This window comes from Rheinheimera baltica (assembly GCF_030731985.1).
In the GTDB taxonomy this organism is placed as follows: Bacteria; Pseudomonadota; Gammaproteobacteria; order Enterobacterales; family Alteromonadaceae; genus Alishewanella; species Alishewanella baltica.
Genome location: NZ_JAPJDY010000006.1, coordinates 84,838 through 101,490 on the forward strand (window position 1 = coordinate 84,838; position 16,653 = coordinate 101,490).

Sequence of the window (16,653 nt, forward strand, 5' to 3'; positions counted from 1 at the left end):
ATTGTATACACATTAACAGATTAATAAACCAAGCGATGGATAGCGTTCCAAATGGTATATAGGGCATAAATAGAAAGTATAGTTGCAGATATATAGCGAAATAGCTGCATATTTTTCAGTTTAGTCAACATGTTTGCTGCGCTACCAGTTAACAATATAGCGGGTAGGGTGCCAATACCAAAGCTCAACATAATGAGGCCGCCTTGCACTAATCCTCCGCTGGCTAAACTCCAGCTAAGCGTGCTGTAAACTAAGCCGCAAGGTAAGGCTCCCCAGCACAAGCCATAGCTATAAGCTTTAGCGGGGGAATCCAGCGGTAGCAGTTTTTTTGCCACAGGCTGCACATAACGCCATAACGACTGGCCCAGTTTTTCCAGCTGTATTAAGCCAAACCATAGCCGGCTAATATACATGGCCATCATTAACAATAAAATACCTGCTATTAAACGCAACCATAAGAGTGACACACCGGCAAATTGCATTGCACTTGCACCAAAATAGCCAACAGCTGCGCCAAACAAGCTATAGGTAGTCAGGCGACCGATACTTAATAAGCTTTGTAGTTGCATCTTACGTAGCAAGTTTTGTGTCGGCATTGATAACTGTAATGCCGCTGCGATACCGCCGCACATTACCAGGCAGTGACTACTGCCAATTAAGCCTATTAGCAAAGCTGCAAGCAGATCAGTAATCATTCTTCTGATGTCGTGGATTTTTATCAGTTGGTGTTGCAGTGTCATCTTCAAATAAAATACTGAAGCCTTCTTTATCTAAATCTTCAAATTGTTTACTGCGTACGGCCCAGAAAAAAACTGCTAAACCTATGATAACAAAAAGGATAGCAATTGGGATAAGCATGTATATTACACTCATTTTTTCAGCAACCTTAGTGAGTTAGATACGACTAATAACGAACTGAACGACATGCCTATTACAGCGATATAAGGTGATACCCAACCTGCAATAGCTAAAGGAATTATTAACAGGTTATAGCCCGCAGCCCAGTATAAATTTTGTTTAATAACGCGCTGTGCGGCTGCACTACCTTGCAGCAAATCCGCCAGTAATTTAATGCTAGGTTGTAACAATACCACATCGGCCTGATTCTTTGACAAATCACTACCGGTTTCCAGTGTTACCGAGACATGAGCTGCATGAAAACCGGGGTTGTCATTTATACCATCACCCAGCATTAATACTTTATGGCCCGCATTCACGAATTTATTTATTTCAGTTACTTTTTGCTCAGGGGTACAGCCTTTAACCATATGATTAAATTGAAGAACGGACTGAAGTTGCTCGGCTTGTACTGAACTATCGCCAGTTAACATCGTTAAATGATAACCCTGTTGGCGTAAGTTATTGATCAATATAGGCACTTCTGCCCGTACAGCATCTTTTAAACTGATTGCAGCAACATTAACCTCGTCGATATTCAAAAACACCTGGGCACTGCCAGCAAGCTGTTGTTGGCAAAAACTAGCGCTACCGACTTTAATCTGCTGGCCATTATAGTGCGCACTAATACCTGCACCCACTTCAATACTAATGTGTTCCAGTGGTTGTGGTTGCGTAAGATAATTACTAAAGGCTCGTGCTATTGGGTGCTCAGAATACGACTCCAGATTGGCAATAATATTTAGTAATTCAGGTTCGTTATACTTACTGTCAAATATATCTACCTTATCTACTGAAAATCGCCCTTCGGTTAATGTGCCCGTTTTATCAAATATAATATGGGTAAGGTCAGGTAATACATCTAATACGGCGGCATTCTTTATTAACACGCCGCTGCGATTAAGCCGGGCAAGTGCGCATGTTACAGCTGTTGGGGCGGCGAGACTAAGCGCGCATGGACAAGTCGCAACCAATACCGACAATGTCACCCAAAAAGCCCGTTCAGGATCAAGCCAGACATACCACAGTATAAATGTTGCGACCGCGATCAATAGCAGTCGCTCAACAAAATAACGCGCCAACGCGTCCGTTTTTTGCAGTACCGCCGGTTTTTGGCTAAGCGTACGTTGCTGCAGAGTAATAATTTGGCCTAAACGTGATGACGCCAGAGGCTGACGAACTGTTACGTGCAGCAATCCGTCATGATTCACGCTACCCGCCAGAACGCTATCGCCAACTGTCTTGGCGATAGCGATATATTCACCGGTTAGCATGGATTCATCCGCAGAACTTTGGCCATAGACAATATCACCATCTGCGGCAAAGGTTTCACCCGGCTTCACCAAAATCACATCATCAACATTTAGTCGCCTCGCTGAGACAGTTTGTTGTTGTTCAGCGATAAGCCGGGTTGCACTTACCGGCATAATTTTTAAAAGGTTACTGGTTGCATCTCGTGCTCTTGAGCGGGCTCTGTACTCAAAAAACTTACCCAATTGCAGTAGAAAGGTAAACATACATACCGACTCAAAATACACTTCACCAGTATTAAATAAGGTGGCATATGCCGAAGCAAAGAAGGTGTAATAGATAGCTAAGCTTACCGGCACGTCCATATTAAGCTGTTTCGCTTTAACTCCGCGCCAGGCACTTTTAACAAAGGGTAAAGCGGCATACAACACAACAGGCAGGCTTAGAAAAAAGCTTATCCAACGTAAATATCCCTGATGAGATGCTTCAATACCTGTGTAGTCACCAAAGTATAACGCCACTGCCAACATCATCACTTGCATGGACATGATACCGGACACAGCCAGTCGTTTTAGAAAGTGGTTTAACTCAGTTTTAAACTGTTGTTCTTCTTGATCAGCAATAAAGGGGCTCGCCTGATAGCCAATTTTTGCCAAACCGGAGAGTATTTCACTTAATGGCTGTTGTGCAGCGTGCCAGGTTAAGTGACAACGTTGGGTAGCGGAATTTACATTAACCTGTTTAACGGCAGGAAGTTGGCGTAGTTGTTTTTCGATTAACCAAGCACAGGCAGCGCAGCTGATACCGGCTATTGAAAGTTCAATTTCCGTTAACTCCCCAACTGGCTGACTGATGTCTGCCAGTACATCTGGTGCATCAAATTCACTTAACGTGGCAGTGAGATCGGCTGGCATTGCATTAGCTTTGCTTGCCGGTTCGGTACGAAAGCGATAATAATCTGCTAAATTGCTGTCAATAATAGTATCCGCAACCGCAAGACAGCCTGCGCAGCAAAATTGACGTGGTTTGCCGTCAAAATCTAACGTAAAGTTAAACTCTGGAGGGATAGGTTCATTACAATGAAAACAGCGGCTGGCGCTCACGTTGAAGCCCTGTTAGTAACCAAGTTTAATTTCAGTTGTCGCGGGTAATTCCAGCGTGGCTCTTAGTTTCCATTGTTTAGACGCATCAGATACTACCAGCTGCCATTTACCATCAGGTGTAACGGGTAGGGTAGCCACATAAAGTAATTCTCCACTTCGTTCAGCATCTAAAGCAAAATCTTTTGCGGCTAAAGTGGGGTGGTAGAAATCGAGATGGACAGCACCTTCTAATACAGCACTGTCTGCAAAGCGAACAATCGCTTTATTGCCTGCGATTAATATGGACGCTTGTAAGTTGCGCAGTGCAGCTTCGCGGTATTTTGCCAACTGCATGTTAATAGCTCGCCCGGCTTTATAATAGTCATCAACCACTAAGTCTGGAGAGTGTTGTTGCATAATAATGACGGTGTGCACTGCTTTAATCAGAGTAAATACCGGTATTGCGATTAACAACCAGGGCCACAACTGCTTGTACCAAGGTTTAGTATTTTGCTGCATAACAACCTCAATAAAAATATAGTAATAAGCCCCAAAAAGGGGCTTATTAATTTATATTAAATAACAACTTACTGTTGTTCAGCTTTATCCGGATTCGCTAATCGGTAAACATATGCAGTTAATATATGCACTTTGTCCTCGCCTAGCGTTTGTTTAAACGCAGGCATTTGACCGTTGCGACCTTTTGTTAATGTTTCTGTCACCGCACCGGCAGAGCTGCCATATAACCAAATGTTATCGGTAAGGTTTGGTGCGCCAAAGGGTAAATTATGCGCTAAGCTGCCCTTGCCGTCAGCACCATGGCAAGCCGCGCACAGCGCAAATTTTACCTTGCCGGCTGCAGCGTCACGGTCGTTTACAGTTCTGCCTGATAAGCTCAATACATAGGCGGTCATTTCTTTAATACCTTGCTCACCCATTGCGTCAAACCAGCCTGGCATTGCTGCTTTACGGCCATATAATAGCGTTTCTTTAATTTTGTCAGGTGAGCCGCCGTACAACCAGTCGTTGTCCGTCAGGTTAGGAAAGCCATGCTGACCGCGCGCATCTGAGCCATGGCACAGCGCACAGTTTTGCAAAAACAAACGCTGACCAATTTTTATTGCCGCATCGTCGTAAGCTAAGTCTAATACATCGCGTTTAGCGAACTGCTGAAACACTGGGCCATAAACTTCTTCTGCACGCAGCATCTCGCGATCTAACTCAACCATCTTGCCATCAGCACGGTTCTCTTCTACTGCCAAACGAGACTCTTCTAATGATTTTATGCCTTGATTTGAGCTGGTCCACCCTAAGAACCCCTGCCAATTTCCCAAACCTGGGTAAGCTGCAAGATAAAACACCGACCACACCAGCGTCAGCACAAACATGTAAGTCCACCAGCGTGGTAGAGGGTTATTTATCTCTTCAATGCCATCTATCACGTGGCCGGTATTTTGATCTTCCGCCACACCGACATAATTCTTCAGGTTCCAGCGTAGCAGCAGCGCACAGCCGATTAATACCGGAAGGGTTAACACTATGATCCAAGCACTCCAAAAGCTACTCATGATCTGACTCCTGTTTGGTTTTTTGTTGTGCTGTTTGTTCGTCGTCAAACACTAGGTTTGCTGCTTTATCAAAGTCAGTTTTGCGCTTTTTACTGTAAGCCCAAATAACAAAAGAGATAAAACCAACGAACAAAACCACGGTAAAAATGCTATGAATAGTTGAGTATTCCATGAGTATTACTTCAGGTGCGTGCCAAGCGACTGCAAATATGCTATCAGCGCCTGCATTTCAGTTTTATTCTGAACGGCAACAGCTGCGCCAGCAATGTCTTCATCGGTATAAGGCACACCATATTGACGCAAAACTTCCATTTTCTTCGCAGTATATTTGCCGTCAAGCACGTTTTTGTCCAGCCAAGGGAAGCCCGGCATATTCGACTGCGGCACAACGGAGCGAGGATCAATTAAGTGTGCATGGTGCCAGTCGTCACTATAACGCTGACCAACACGCGCCAGATCAGGCCCTGTGCGCTTAGAACCCCACAGGAACGGATGGTCCCACACGCTTTCGCCCGCGACTGAATAGTGGCCATAACGTTCAACTTCAGCACGAAATGGACGGATCATTTGGCTGTGACAACCCACACAACCTTCGCGGATGTAGATGTCGCGGCCTTCTAACTGCAATGCAGTGTAGGGCATCATGCCATCAACAGGTTGTGTTGTTTCGTCCATAAAAAACAGGGGTGTGATAAGTACTAAAGTACCAAAACTTATCGCAACAATCGTTAAAACGGCTAATAGGCCAACGCTACGCTCAATTTTGTCATGATGATTCTTATTAGACATAATTACCTCTTACGCTGCTTCTGGCACAGGTTGTAACGTTTGTTCTTTAGCGCGTACTGTTTTATATACGTTGTATGCCATTAACAACATACCCGATACCACAAACACACCACCGATAAACCGCATTAGATAGAACGGCATTGAAGCTTCCAGACTCTGTACAAAACTGTAGGTCAGGGTGCCGTCGGTATTAACCGCGCGCCACATCATGCCTTGAGTAATGCCTGATATCCACATAGCTACGATATACAACACAACACCAATAGTATGTAACCAGAAGTGGGTATTAATCAGTGAAATACTGTACATACGGCCTTGGTTATAAAGTACTGGGATCAGGTGATAGATAGCACCAATTGAAATCATAGCCACCCACCCTAGGGCGCCAGAATGCACATGACCTATAGTCCAGTCAGTATAATGTGATAACGCATTAACTGACTTAATTGCCATCATCGGGCCTTCGAAAGTCGACATGCCGTAGAATGACAGCGAAACAATTAAGAAGCGCAAGATTGGGTCTGTTTTAAGCTTATGCCAAGCACCAGATAAGGTCATAATGCCGTTTATCATGCCGCCCCAGCTAGGAACAAACAATACAACAGACATCACCATACCTAAAGATTGCGTCCAGTCTGGTAGGGCAGTGTAATGCAAGTGGTGCGGGCCCGCCCAAATATACAAGGCAATTAGCGCCCAGAAATGCACAACTGACAACCGATAAGAATACACCGGCCGTCCAGCTTGTTTGGGTACAAAGTAGTACATCATGCCTAAGAAACCGGCGGTTAACAGAAAGCCTACCGCGTTGTGGCCGTACCACCACTGGATCATTGCATCTACAGCACCGGCATAAATAGAATACGATTTAAACGCGCTCACCGGGATAGCCATGCTATTAACAATGTGCAGCGCTGCAACCGTAAGAATAAAGCCGCCCAAGAACCAGTTAGCAACATAAATATGGCTGGTTTTACGCTTCACTAAGGTGCCGAAGAATACGATGGCGTAAGATATCCAGACTAGGGTAATCAGAATATCAATTGGCCATTCCAGCTCAGCATATTCTTTGCTACTCGTTAAACCCAGCGGCAAGGTGACAACAGCAGAGATTATAACCGCTTGCCAACCCCAGAATGTAAACATGGCCAGCTTTTCGGCGAACAACCGTACCTGGCAAGTACGCTGAACAATATAATAACTGGTCGCAAACAATGCGCTGGTACCAAAGGCGAATATTACCGCGTTGGTGTGTAATGGACGAAGACGACTATAGGTCAACCAGGGAGTGTCGAAGTTTAATGCTGGCCAGTATAACTGGGCTGCAATTAACACGCCCACCGCCATGCCTACAATCCCCCAAAGAACGGTGGTTAAGGCAAAGAGGCGGACAACGCTATAGTTGTAGTCAACATTTAACGAATTGGTATGGCTCATGTTGAGTTCCGCTGCAGTTTGTGCTGGTTACTGATACCGGCTGTAAAGCCAGCCGTTCTTGTTATAGACAGAAAAATACACCCTAATTAATCAAGTGATTCCTCTGTCAAATTTGCGCTGCATATTAAGGGTTTTCCTACTGAAAAGATAGGTAAAACAGCCCATTTTATGATTTAGAACAAAGTCGTTGGTTACTTAGTAATCAAGTGTAGACGGTGTTTGAAGCTTTTCTGTAAAACCGCGTACAATATGACTACATTTCTGTTAAATAACGGCTTTATGCGACTAATTTATCTGATTTATTTACTGTTGTTCACTGTTATTGGCTGTAAACCACAGCAAAATATGCACAGCCCCGCTTTAGTCTTAGTTAATGATACGGAGTTAGTACTGCAGTTGGATCCCGGTAATGCGCCAGTGGAAACCCCTTTGTTGCTAAAGCTTAGTGTTGTTGATGTGGAAAAAGTTACGGGTGAATTGACTGGTGTCTCAATGTATATGGGGCGTGTGCCATTAACGTTTTCTAAAACAAACGAAGGCTGGCAGGCTGAATTTTTGCTCGGCGCTTGTTCTGATCCAAAGATGGTGTGGCAACTCTCGCTAGAGTTGTCTTATGCAGATGAAAAAAAACGCTCAATAAAACAACAGTTTCAGTCGAGTTGGCGATAAAGAGAGAAAAATTAGCTTGAAGGGTGGTTGAAAAATAGCCATTATCGCTGGGCATTTTTTGTTGGAGTAAAGCGCATGACCAGTGAGTTTGTCCGTAATATCCACTTAGCAACAGCCCAGCGTCTTAAAGAACAAGGTGCTGACTTAAATTGCATTGTTGAGCATTTTGAAAATGTTTATATGCCGATGGACGAACTGCCAGGCTTGCTTGGGCAATTAGGTTATCCCCAACAGGATCTTAAACAATTTCTAAAAGGCGTCTATCAATAACCGGCTATCAGTGTTTGGTTAAGTTGCAGTGGAGCCTCAGTGTCGAGCTGTAAACGGGCAGTTTCGACGCAAACAAATTCCAGATAGTTGTTGTCTGCCAGATCATTAATATGCCTGCTTTTATCCTGCCAAGGGTTCCAAACAATAGTGGCGTCATGCCCGTGTTGCTTAATATGCACACGGGTATTGGCACTGATAATATGTATATCGTCGGCCGGTTGTTGATATATCCGGTCTACTTCACTTGTAAACTCAGCCGTCGTTGTTGTCCCCATCATGCTTTTACCGCTAACTTTATCCAGGTAATGCTGTGGCAGTGGTTGCACTAACGTTTGCTCTAGCATAGGTATGTTAAAGTAACTGTGCAGTGCCACTTGCTGGAGTAGTTTGTCAGCACAGGCAATATCGATACTGAGAGTATCGCTTAGGGTAACAGTAAGCTGCAGGGTAACGCTGTCACTATGATAAGGTAAGCCGTTGACGGTAACAGCTAATACGACACGGGTGTATTTATTGTTGCATCGTTGCTCAGTTAACTGCCATAACATCGTTCTTACTACGCCGTGGTTAGGCAGCGACATCTGCATAGGATTTAGCCTGCTCTCTGCAGGACCAAACCAAGGCCAGCATACGGGCACGCCGCCTCGAATAGGGGTATTGTTATGCCATGTTGCTTTTGGTGAGAGCCAAAGTACTTCTTCTGCTTTTGGCACATATGACAGCACTTGACCGCCATATAGCGAAATAACGGCGCTTGCATTGCCAAACTGCAATTTGATGCAGGGGAGGTCGCATAGATGATTAAAGCCTATTTGATGACTAATCCTTTCGTTCACCATGTTGCCTCCCTGTGTGTCATTCATGTTTTTATTATGCGTCAGATTAAAATAAAACAGCCAGCAAAATGCTGGCTGTTTTATTACAAATAGATTTATGCGTGCTTCATAAACTCAACCGTGTTATCGAGCATACGGTTACTAAAGCCCCATTCATTGTCATACCAGCTCATCACTTTTACCAAGCGGCCATTTACACGGGTCTCAGTAGCATCAAAAATTGATGATTTAGGGTTATGATTAAAATCTACTGACACCAGCGGTAAATCATTAACGGCTAAAACATCTGCCATCTCAGTTGATAGACTGGCTGTGCGAATAATGTCATTTACTTCTTCAATTGATGTATTACGACCGGCGATAAAGGTTAAATCAACCAGCGAGACATTAAGCGTTGGTACCCTAACCGCTAAACCATCAAATTTACCTACCAGCTCTGGCACAACTAAACCAACAGCCGCTGCAGCCCCTGTTTTTGTAGGGATCATAGACATAGCCGCAGCACGAGCTCGGCGCACATCAGTATGATACACATCGCTTAAACGTTGATCATTTGTGTAAGCGTGAATGGTTGTCATTAAACCTGACTCGATACCCAGGGCATCGTTTAATGGCTTTGCGATAGGCGCTAGACAGTTTGTAGTGCAGGATGCATTAGAAATAATGTTCATTTGAGGCGTTAAAATTTGATGATTAACGCCATATACGATAGTAGCGTCTACATCTTTTGCCGGGGCGGAAATAATCACTTTTTTCGCGCCAGCTGTCAGATGCGCGCCTGCACTCTTACGATCGGTAAATAAGCCAGTACATTCTAATACCACATCAACATTAAGTTGCTGCCATGGCAAATTGGCCGGATTGCGTTCACTTAATGTGATAATTTCATCCTGGTTAACATAAATAGCTTTATCATTATGTTCAACGTTGGCGGCAAAAATACCATGAGCTGTGTCATACTTTAGTAAGTGAGCGTTAATAGCTGCGTCGCCTAAATCATTAATAGCAACCACTTTAATATCGTAATTTTTGCTACTTTCATACAATGCACGCAGCACATTACGGCCAATGCGGCCAAAGCCGTTAATCGCGACACGAATAGTCATATTAACCCCGTTTAATAGATAATCTGAAATTGAGTAAAAACATTATGTAGTAAAATTACATTAATTGTCGGTTATTTCAAGTTTTAAACGCGTAAAAACTGATATTTATGTAATTAAATGACATAAATGAACAATGACTTTACTGGCAATGCCGCCTAGAATATGCGATAGCCAACTGACAAGACTGGGGATTTTTCATGGACGCTACCTTACTGGCTGAACTCATAGCCTTTTGTGGTATTGAAACAGAATTTAATGATGCCTGGGGCCAACCCACCAGAGTGAGTGAACAGCACCGGTTGGCGCTGCTTAGTGCACAGGGCTTTGACATTGACGATGATGACACCGCGCGTTTGCAGCTATTGTCGCGTCAACTTGATTTCTGGCAGCAGCCACTGCAACCGGTGTCAGTTCAAAGAATGGATGAACAGCTGCAACTGTTACTTAACGTAACGCTGGAACAGGCTAATGAGACCTGGACTTTTTTATTAACCAGCGAAGATGGTGTTGAATACCCCTTTACATTGATACCTGTTGATGGCGAGTTAGTCCAGGTTACTGTATTAGATGAAGTTGAGTATCATCAGTACCAGCACCCGCTGCCGTTATCGCTTGCACCGGGATATCATAAGTTGCAGCGCAATAACGATACGATGCAGCAATCATTAATTATTACACCGGGCCATTGTTTTGAGCCGGAAATGTTTAAACATAAACAGCAATGGGGCATATCGTTGCAACTTTATGGCCTGCGCTCAGAGCGAAATTGGGGTATTGGTGATTTTACCGACCTTGGTAATACAGTACGCTACTTAGCCGATATGGGCGCCGATTTTGTTGGGTTAAACCCCATTCACGCGTTGTATCCGGCAATGCCAGAAAGTGCCAGTCCGTATAGCCCGTCATCCAGACGCTGGCTAAATATTGCTTATATTGATGTCAGCGCAATGCCTGGTTTCGCTCAGTGTAGCCGAACGCAAAGTCTGGTAACAGCACCAACATTTGAGGCACAGCTCAGTGCGCAGCGTGATAAAGACTTTGTTGACTACAGCGGTGTAATGCAATTAAAACTGCCAGTGATGAAAAGCGCGTTTCAATGGTTTGTTGAGAATGAGAAAACCACAGCAAAAGCACTGAGTAAATCCTATAAGCAATTTAAAAAGGCAGGAGGGGCCAGCTTACAGCAGTTGGCACTGTATGACGCCTTACACGCCCATTTATACCAGCAAGACAGTATGAACTGGGGCTGGCCAAATTGGCCTGACGAATATCGTCAACCGCAATCTCCTGCTGTAGTTGCGTTTGCTAAATCACATAAAGCAGAGCTGGAGTTTTACTGTTATCTTCAATTTATCGCACAACAACAATTGGCATCTGCTCAACAGGTTGCAAAGGATGCCGGTATGTTGTTGGGGTTGTATCGTGATTTAGCCGTAGGCGTAAGTGAAGCATCGACTGAGATTTGGGGAAATCCGCAGTTGTATTGTCGGGACGCCAGTGTGGGCGCTCCGCCGGATCCGCTTGGCCCTGCGGGGCAAAATTGGGGCTTACCCCCGATGTATCCTTTCGAATTATATAAACAGGGCTACCAACCCATTATAGATTTGCTGCGCGCTAATATGCTGCATGCTGGTGCGTTACGTATCGACCATGTAATGGCGTTGCTGCGTCTATGGTGGGTACCTAAACAAGCGGACAATGCTGGTGGAGGTGCTTATGTTTACTATCCTATTATGGATTTACTGGGTATTTTGGCGTTAGAAAGCCAGCGCAATAGTGCGGTGATAATTGGTGAAGATTTGGGCACCGTGCCTGATGGTATCCGCGAGATGCTGGCGCAGTATGGCGTATATTCTTACCGCGTATTTTTCTTTGAAACCGCCGCTGACGGTGGCTATATCTCGCCAGCACATTACCCCCGACAGGCGATGGCGACATTAACAACACATGATTTACCTACTTTAATCGGTTTTTGGCATTGCGAAGATTTACGCCTGGGTAAAGAGCTGGGGCTTTACAAGGATGAGAACCAGCTACAGGGCTTGTATGCGCAACGGCATAATAATAAACAACGTATCCTAGACTCTTTGCATGGTCATCATGTGCTTCCGGCTGATTATACCCGCAGTGTTGACCATCTGGGCATGGATACTACGCTGAATTTTGCCATGCAACGGCATCTTGCCGTGACCAGCAGCCAGTTATTGTGCCTGCAATTGGAAGATGCCCTGGAGATGACGCAGCCAGTCAATATTCCCGGCACTTGCACAGAATACCCAAACTGGCGGCGTAAATTGTCACAGCCAATCGAGCAGTGGCGGCAAAAAAGTGGTATGACTGAGCTGTTTAAAGACATTACTAAGCGACGCAATAGCTAAAAGGTGTTTCCAATAGCTAAAACACTGATTGCGGTAAAACTGGCAGGCAACGAAAAAAAGCAATAATAAGGATAGACTATGAGCTTAGCGCTATTACAACAGGTAAAGTGTGCAGAACCATTTTCCGTGCTTGGCTGGCAACAGCTCAAAGCGGACAGTCGGGTAGGCTTAATACTGCGGGTTTATTTACCGGATGCTTTAGCGGTGAGTGCCGTGTCGGCCAAAACGGGCAAGTCCTTGGGTGAGCTAACGGCCAATAGTCTTTATTCTGGTGTGTTTGAATTATCGTTACCGAAAAAACGTGTTACAGAGCCATACATCCTAACGGTGAAGAGCGGTAGTTTTGAGTATCAGTTGTTCGACCCTTATCAGTTTACGGACGAAGCATTTTACGCCGTGCACTATGTTGGTAGTCAGCCAGAAAATCTATATCGCCAACTTGGCGCGCAACTCATTAGCCTTAATGTAGGTGGGAAACAAGTTAATGCCTGTCGGTTTGCGGTATATGCACCAAATGCTAGCAATGTAAGTTTGATTGGCGATATGAATAATTGGGATGGTCGGGTGCATCCGATGCAACGCACCCACTGCGGGCATTGGGTGCTAGTGTTGCCGGAGGTTGCAAGCGGCGTGCGCTATAAATTTGAAATCAAAGATAGTCATGGTCATTTATTGCCACACAAATCTGATCCTATGGCATTTTTCGCGGAGCAATACCCGTCGCATGCCTCTTTAGTCTATGACCACAATCAATACCAGTGGCAAGATGCAACCTGGCGCAACAGAGCCGTAACTGACCCATTAACCAGTCCCATGAGTATTTATGAGCTGCAAGTGGGTTCCTGGTGTCGCGATCTGGATAATCAGCCGTTAACATACCGGGCGTTGGCCGACAAATTAATTCCATATGTGTTGGACATGGGCTATACCCATATAGAGCTGCTACCGGTGATGGAACATCCGTTTGATGGCTCCTGGGGCTATCAGCCACTGGGCTTGTTTGCACCATCTTCACGGTTTGGTTCACCAGATGACTTTAAGTATTTTGTTGATGCCTGCCATCAGGCTGGTATCAGCGTTATTTTAGATTGGGTTCCGGCTCACTTCCCGGAAGATGGCCATGGTTTAGCCCGTTTCGATGGTAGCCATTTATATGAATACGAAGACCCGCGTCGTGGTTGGCATCCAGACTGGAACTCTTGCATTTATGATTACGGTAAAGACTATGTTCGCCAGTTTTTAATTGCCAGTGCCTTGTATTGGCTAGAGCATTTTCACATTGATGGCTTAAGGGTAGATGCTGTTGCGTCAATGTTGTACTGGGATTATTCACGCCAGGAAGGTGAGTGGATCCCAAATATTGACGGTGGTAACCACAATTATGAAGCTATTAGCTTTTTCCGCTGGTTTAATACCGAAGTGTATAGCAAGTTCCCACAGGCAATTACTATAGCCGAAGAATCTACTTCATTTCCTATGGTGTCACGACCGGTTGATATGGGGGGGTTAGGCTTTGGTTTTAAATGGAACATGGGTTGGATGAATGACAGCTTACGTTATATCAGTAAGGATCCGGCGTACCGACGTTATCATCATAACGACCTGACATTTTCTATGGTGTACGCCTATAACGAAAACTTTATTTTACCGCTGTCACATGACGAAGTAGTGCATGGTAAAGGCAGTTTACTGAACAAAATGCCCGGTGATGAATGGCAACAAACTGCGAATTTGCGTGCGTATTATGCTTTTATGTTTGCGCATCCTGGCAAGAAACTGAACTTTATGGGCAATGAGTTTGCACAGGGCCGTGAATGGAGCCACATGCAAAGTTTGGATTGGCACTTGCTGGATTACGATAAACACCGCGGTATGCAACAATTATGTCGTGATTTAAACCACTGTTACCGCCGTCTGGCGCCACTTTATCAGTTGGATTATTCGCAAGATGGATTTCGTTGGTTAGATCATCAGGATGCAGATAACAGTACTTTGAGCTTTCTGCGTCGTGATAAAGCGGGTAACGTCATTTATGTTGTGTGCAATTTTACCCCACTGCCACGTCAAAACTTTTTGTTGGGTGTAGAGCAAGCTGGAGAGTACGAAGTTATTCTTAATACCGATAGCACTTACTATTGGGGCAGTAATTTTGATGTTGGTGGCGGGCTTGTTACGCAAAACCATGCTTATCAGGGAATGACGCAGTGTATCTGTTTGCAGTTACCCCCCCTGGCAACACTGTATATACGAAAAAGAGTTTAATGATTTACACGAACGACAAACAATGAGTGAACTAAGGCAATGAGTAATCAGATACCGTTATTGAAGATGTCTTTAGGTAGCGCCGCTCCACTTGGTGCTACGTTGGTGTCTGAAGAAGCAGGCGTTACCAGCTGGAACTTCGCGGTTTTTGCACCTGATGCCTCTGCGTTAACGTTATGCCTGTATTTACCTGACACCGAGGAGTTGCTTGGTGAGTTTAACTTTAGTGGCCGCACTGGGCCTGTGTGGCATCTGCAGGTAGACGGAATTGATAGCGGCACCTTGTATGCGTTTAAAGCGGCAGGCGCAGATAACCGAGAGCTAGGTTTGGCTTTTGATGCTGAGCGTGTTGTGCTGGATCCCTATGTGAAACAGCTGAACCGTAGTTTAAGTTTTAATCAACGGCTGTATCAAACTAAAAGCCACTATATGCTGGCCAAAGGTGTACTTAAACCGCAGCAGTTTGATTGGCAAGGCAGTGTTAAACCGCAGGTTCCTCGCGAAAAAACTGTTATTTACGAAGCGCATGTCAAAGGCATAACCATGCTTCACCCTGAGGTGCCACCACCATTGCGTGGTACCTATCTTGGCTTGTGTCATCCTGCGGTTATAAGCCATTTACAGCAGTTAGGTATTACTACATTGCAGTTACTGCCTGTAGCGGCATTTTTAAGTGAGCCAAGACTTAACGCACTGCAACTGAGTAATTACTGGGGATATAATCCGGTAAGCTTATTTGCACCAGAACCACGTTATCAGGTTAATGATGCCGTATCTGAGTTTAAAACGATGGTACGCAGCTATCATCAAGCCGGTATTGAAGTCATTTTAGATGTTGTATTTAACCATACGGCTGAAGCCGGAGAGGATGGCCCGGTTCTGAGTTTCCGTGGTTTGGCAAATAAACATTACTACTTATTTGAAAGTCATGCCGACATTACCGATTTTAGCCAGCCTTGTAATTATACCGGCTGTGGTAATACGCTAAACGTTGCGCATCCAATGGTACAAAAATTGGTAATGGATGCACTGCGCTATTGGGTTACAGAAATGCAGGTTGATGGCTTCCGGTTTGATTTGGCCACAACACTCGCCCGGGAGCACAAGCGATTTAACCCTTACGCTGCGTTTTTTCAAATCATCGCACAAGACCCTGTGCTGTCTGGCGTCAAGTTGATAGCTGAACCATGGGATGTTGGCCCAATGGGCTATCAATTAGGTCAATTCCCTGCGCAATGGTCAGAGCTAAATGACAAGTGTCGTGATACTTTTCGTGCATTTTGGCGTGGCGACCAAGGCGTGTTACCCGAATTTACCACCCGGTTATTGGGATCGCGGGATATTTTCCAAAAACACCATAGACCCGCATGCTGTAGTGTGAACTATTTAACTTATCACGATGGTTTTACGCTACATGATGTTGTCAGTTATAACGATAAACACAATTGGCTTAATGGTGAAGAAAATCGTGATGGACATAGCCATAACCTAAGCAGTAATCATGGTGTGGAGGGGGCAACGAAAGACCCGCTGGTCATCGCTAATCGATACCAGCATAAACGCAATCTGGTGGCGACTTTACTGCTTAGTCAGGGCATGATCCACTGGTTAGGTGGGGATGAGCTTAGCCATACTCAGCGTGGCAATAACAATGCCTATTGTCAGGACAACGACATTAGCTGGTTGGACTGGCATTTAGACAGCGATGAAGATGACTTTTTGCAGTTTGTTCGCCAGATGCTGGCATTTCGACGTAAATATGCCTGTTTGCAGCAGTTATCACTACTTGATGACAGTTATCAGTTGCATGGTGATAAACACCAAATCACCTGGTTTTTGCCCGATGGAAGTGAAAAGCAAGAGCATGACTGGCACGACCCTCAGCGGTCTGGTTGTATTTTCCAAATCAGCAATAAAGTGTCTAAAGTCAGTTTGTTGTTCGTTTTCAATGCTGCAGAGACGCCGCTTAATATCAGTATGCCTAAGCGACAATGGCAGTTGCTGTTTGATACCAGTATCGACAAAGGGCTGCAACAAGAAGACGCTAATCGGGTAAGTCAGTATCAACAGAGTGCACAGAGTATCTCAGTCTGGCAGTAGGTTTATTG

15 protein-coding genes are annotated in these 16,653 nt (G+C 44.8%); 5 read left to right on the forward strand and 10 right to left on the reverse strand.

The genetic code is table 11. From position 1 onward, the window contains the following. Nucleotides 1-20: 20 nt before the first annotated feature. The 8 genes from ORJ00_RS11380 to ccoN all read right to left on the reverse strand — a co-directional run bounded on the left by ORJ00_RS11380 (nucleotide 21) and on the right by ccoN (nucleotide 7,024). Nucleotides 21-740, reverse strand: a complete 720-nt coding sequence (locus tag ORJ00_RS11380; protein WP_306139901.1) for a sulfite exporter TauE/SafE family protein — start codon at nucleotides 738-740, stop codon at nucleotides 21-23. Further along, nucleotides 685-873, reverse strand: coding sequence for a cbb3-type cytochrome oxidase assembly protein CcoS (gene ccoS / locus ORJ00_RS11385; protein ID WP_370304645.1), 189 nt, complete (start codon nucleotides 871-873; stop codon nucleotides 685-687). The genes ORJ00_RS11380 and ccoS overlap by 56 nt, the downstream gene beginning before the upstream one ends. Beyond that, on the reverse strand, nucleotides 870-3,251 hold the full coding sequence (locus ORJ00_RS11390; protein WP_306139902.1) for a heavy metal translocating P-type ATPase: 2,382 nt from the start codon (nucleotides 3,249-3,251) through the stop codon (nucleotides 870-872). The genes ccoS and ORJ00_RS11390 overlap by 4 nt, the downstream gene beginning before the upstream one ends. Nucleotides 3,252-3,263: 12 nt before the next feature. Next, a complete protein-coding gene (locus tag ORJ00_RS11395; protein WP_305974607.1) occupies nucleotides 3,264-3,749 on the reverse strand; it encodes a FixH family protein in 486 nt (161 codons plus the stop codon). 68 nt (nucleotides 3,750-3,817) lie between these two features. Further along, nucleotides 3,818-4,798, reverse strand: a complete 981-nt coding sequence (ccoP, locus tag ORJ00_RS11400) for a cytochrome-c oxidase, cbb3-type subunit III (protein ID WP_027670640.1) — start codon at nucleotides 4,796-4,798, stop codon at nucleotides 3,818-3,820. Beyond that, on the reverse strand, nucleotides 4,791-4,970 hold the full coding sequence (locus tag ORJ00_RS11405; RefSeq protein WP_027670641.1) for a cbb3-type cytochrome oxidase subunit 3: 180 nt from the start codon (nucleotides 4,968-4,970) through the stop codon (nucleotides 4,791-4,793). Before ORJ00_RS11405 ends, ccoP begins: the two co-directional genes overlap by 8 nt. Before the next feature lie 5 nt (nucleotides 4,971-4,975). Next, nucleotides 4,976-5,587 carry a cytochrome-c oxidase, cbb3-type subunit II gene (gene ccoO / locus ORJ00_RS11410; protein WP_027670642.1) on the reverse strand — a complete coding sequence of 204 codons (612 nt, stop codon included), beginning with the start codon at nucleotides 5,585-5,587 and terminating at the stop codon, nucleotides 4,976-4,978. A gap of 9 nt (nucleotides 5,588-5,596) precedes the next feature. Further along, a complete protein-coding gene (ccoN, locus tag ORJ00_RS11415) occupies nucleotides 5,597-7,024 on the reverse strand; it encodes a cytochrome-c oxidase, cbb3-type subunit I (RefSeq protein WP_027670643.1) in 1,428 nt (475 codons plus the stop codon). 249 nt (nucleotides 7,025-7,273) lie between these two features. Between ccoN and ORJ00_RS11420 the strand changes: the two genes are divergently transcribed. Together ORJ00_RS11420 and ORJ00_RS11425 are read left to right on the forward strand one after the other, a co-directional pair. Continuing rightward, nucleotides 7,274-7,693, forward strand: coding sequence for a hypothetical protein (locus ORJ00_RS11420; protein ID WP_305974605.1), 420 nt, complete (start codon nucleotides 7,274-7,276; stop codon nucleotides 7,691-7,693). Between the two features lie 75 nt (nucleotides 7,694-7,768). Further along, nucleotides 7,769-7,963 (forward strand): hypothetical protein, encoded by a 195-nt coding sequence (locus tag ORJ00_RS11425; RefSeq protein ID WP_027670644.1) that lies wholly within the window; start codon nucleotides 7,769-7,771, stop codon nucleotides 7,961-7,963. Here ORJ00_RS11425 and ORJ00_RS11430 read toward each other — a convergent pair. Together ORJ00_RS11430 and gap are read right to left on the reverse strand one after the other, a co-directional pair. Beyond that, on the reverse strand, nucleotides 7,957-8,802 hold the full coding sequence (locus ORJ00_RS11430; RefSeq protein ID WP_306139903.1) for a D-hexose-6-phosphate mutarotase: 846 nt from the start codon (nucleotides 8,800-8,802) through the stop codon (nucleotides 7,957-7,959). The genes ORJ00_RS11425 and ORJ00_RS11430 overlap by 7 nt on opposite strands. Before the next feature lie 92 nt (nucleotides 8,803-8,894). Next, nucleotides 8,895-9,905 carry a type I glyceraldehyde-3-phosphate dehydrogenase gene (gap, locus tag ORJ00_RS11435; protein ID WP_027670646.1) on the reverse strand — a complete coding sequence of 337 codons (1,011 nt, stop codon included), beginning with the start codon at nucleotides 9,903-9,905 and terminating at the stop codon, nucleotides 8,895-8,897. 197 nt (nucleotides 9,906-10,102) lie between these two features. Here gap and malQ point away from each other — a divergent pair, with 197 nt between their 5' ends. The 3 genes from malQ (at nucleotide 10,103) to glgX (ending at nucleotide 16,645) form a co-directional block, all read left to right on the forward strand. Beyond that, the gene (gene malQ, locus ORJ00_RS11440) at nucleotides 10,103-12,283 is read left to right on the forward strand and encodes a 4-alpha-glucanotransferase (RefSeq protein ID WP_306139904.1); all 2,181 of its coding nucleotides are present in this window, start codon (nucleotides 10,103-10,105) and stop codon (nucleotides 12,281-12,283) included. A gap of 78 nt (nucleotides 12,284-12,361) precedes the next feature. Further along, nucleotides 12,362-14,545 carry a 1,4-alpha-glucan branching protein GlgB gene (gene glgB, locus ORJ00_RS11445; protein WP_306139905.1) on the forward strand — a complete coding sequence of 728 codons (2,184 nt, stop codon included), beginning with the start codon at nucleotides 12,362-12,364 and terminating at the stop codon, nucleotides 14,543-14,545. 39 nt (nucleotides 14,546-14,584) lie between these two features. Beyond that, nucleotides 14,585-16,645: a glycogen debranching protein GlgX gene (gene glgX, locus ORJ00_RS11450; protein WP_306139906.1), complete on the forward strand. Its 2,061-nt coding sequence runs from the start codon at nucleotides 14,585-14,587 to the stop codon at nucleotides 16,643-16,645. Nucleotides 16,646-16,653: the final 8 nt, after the last annotated feature.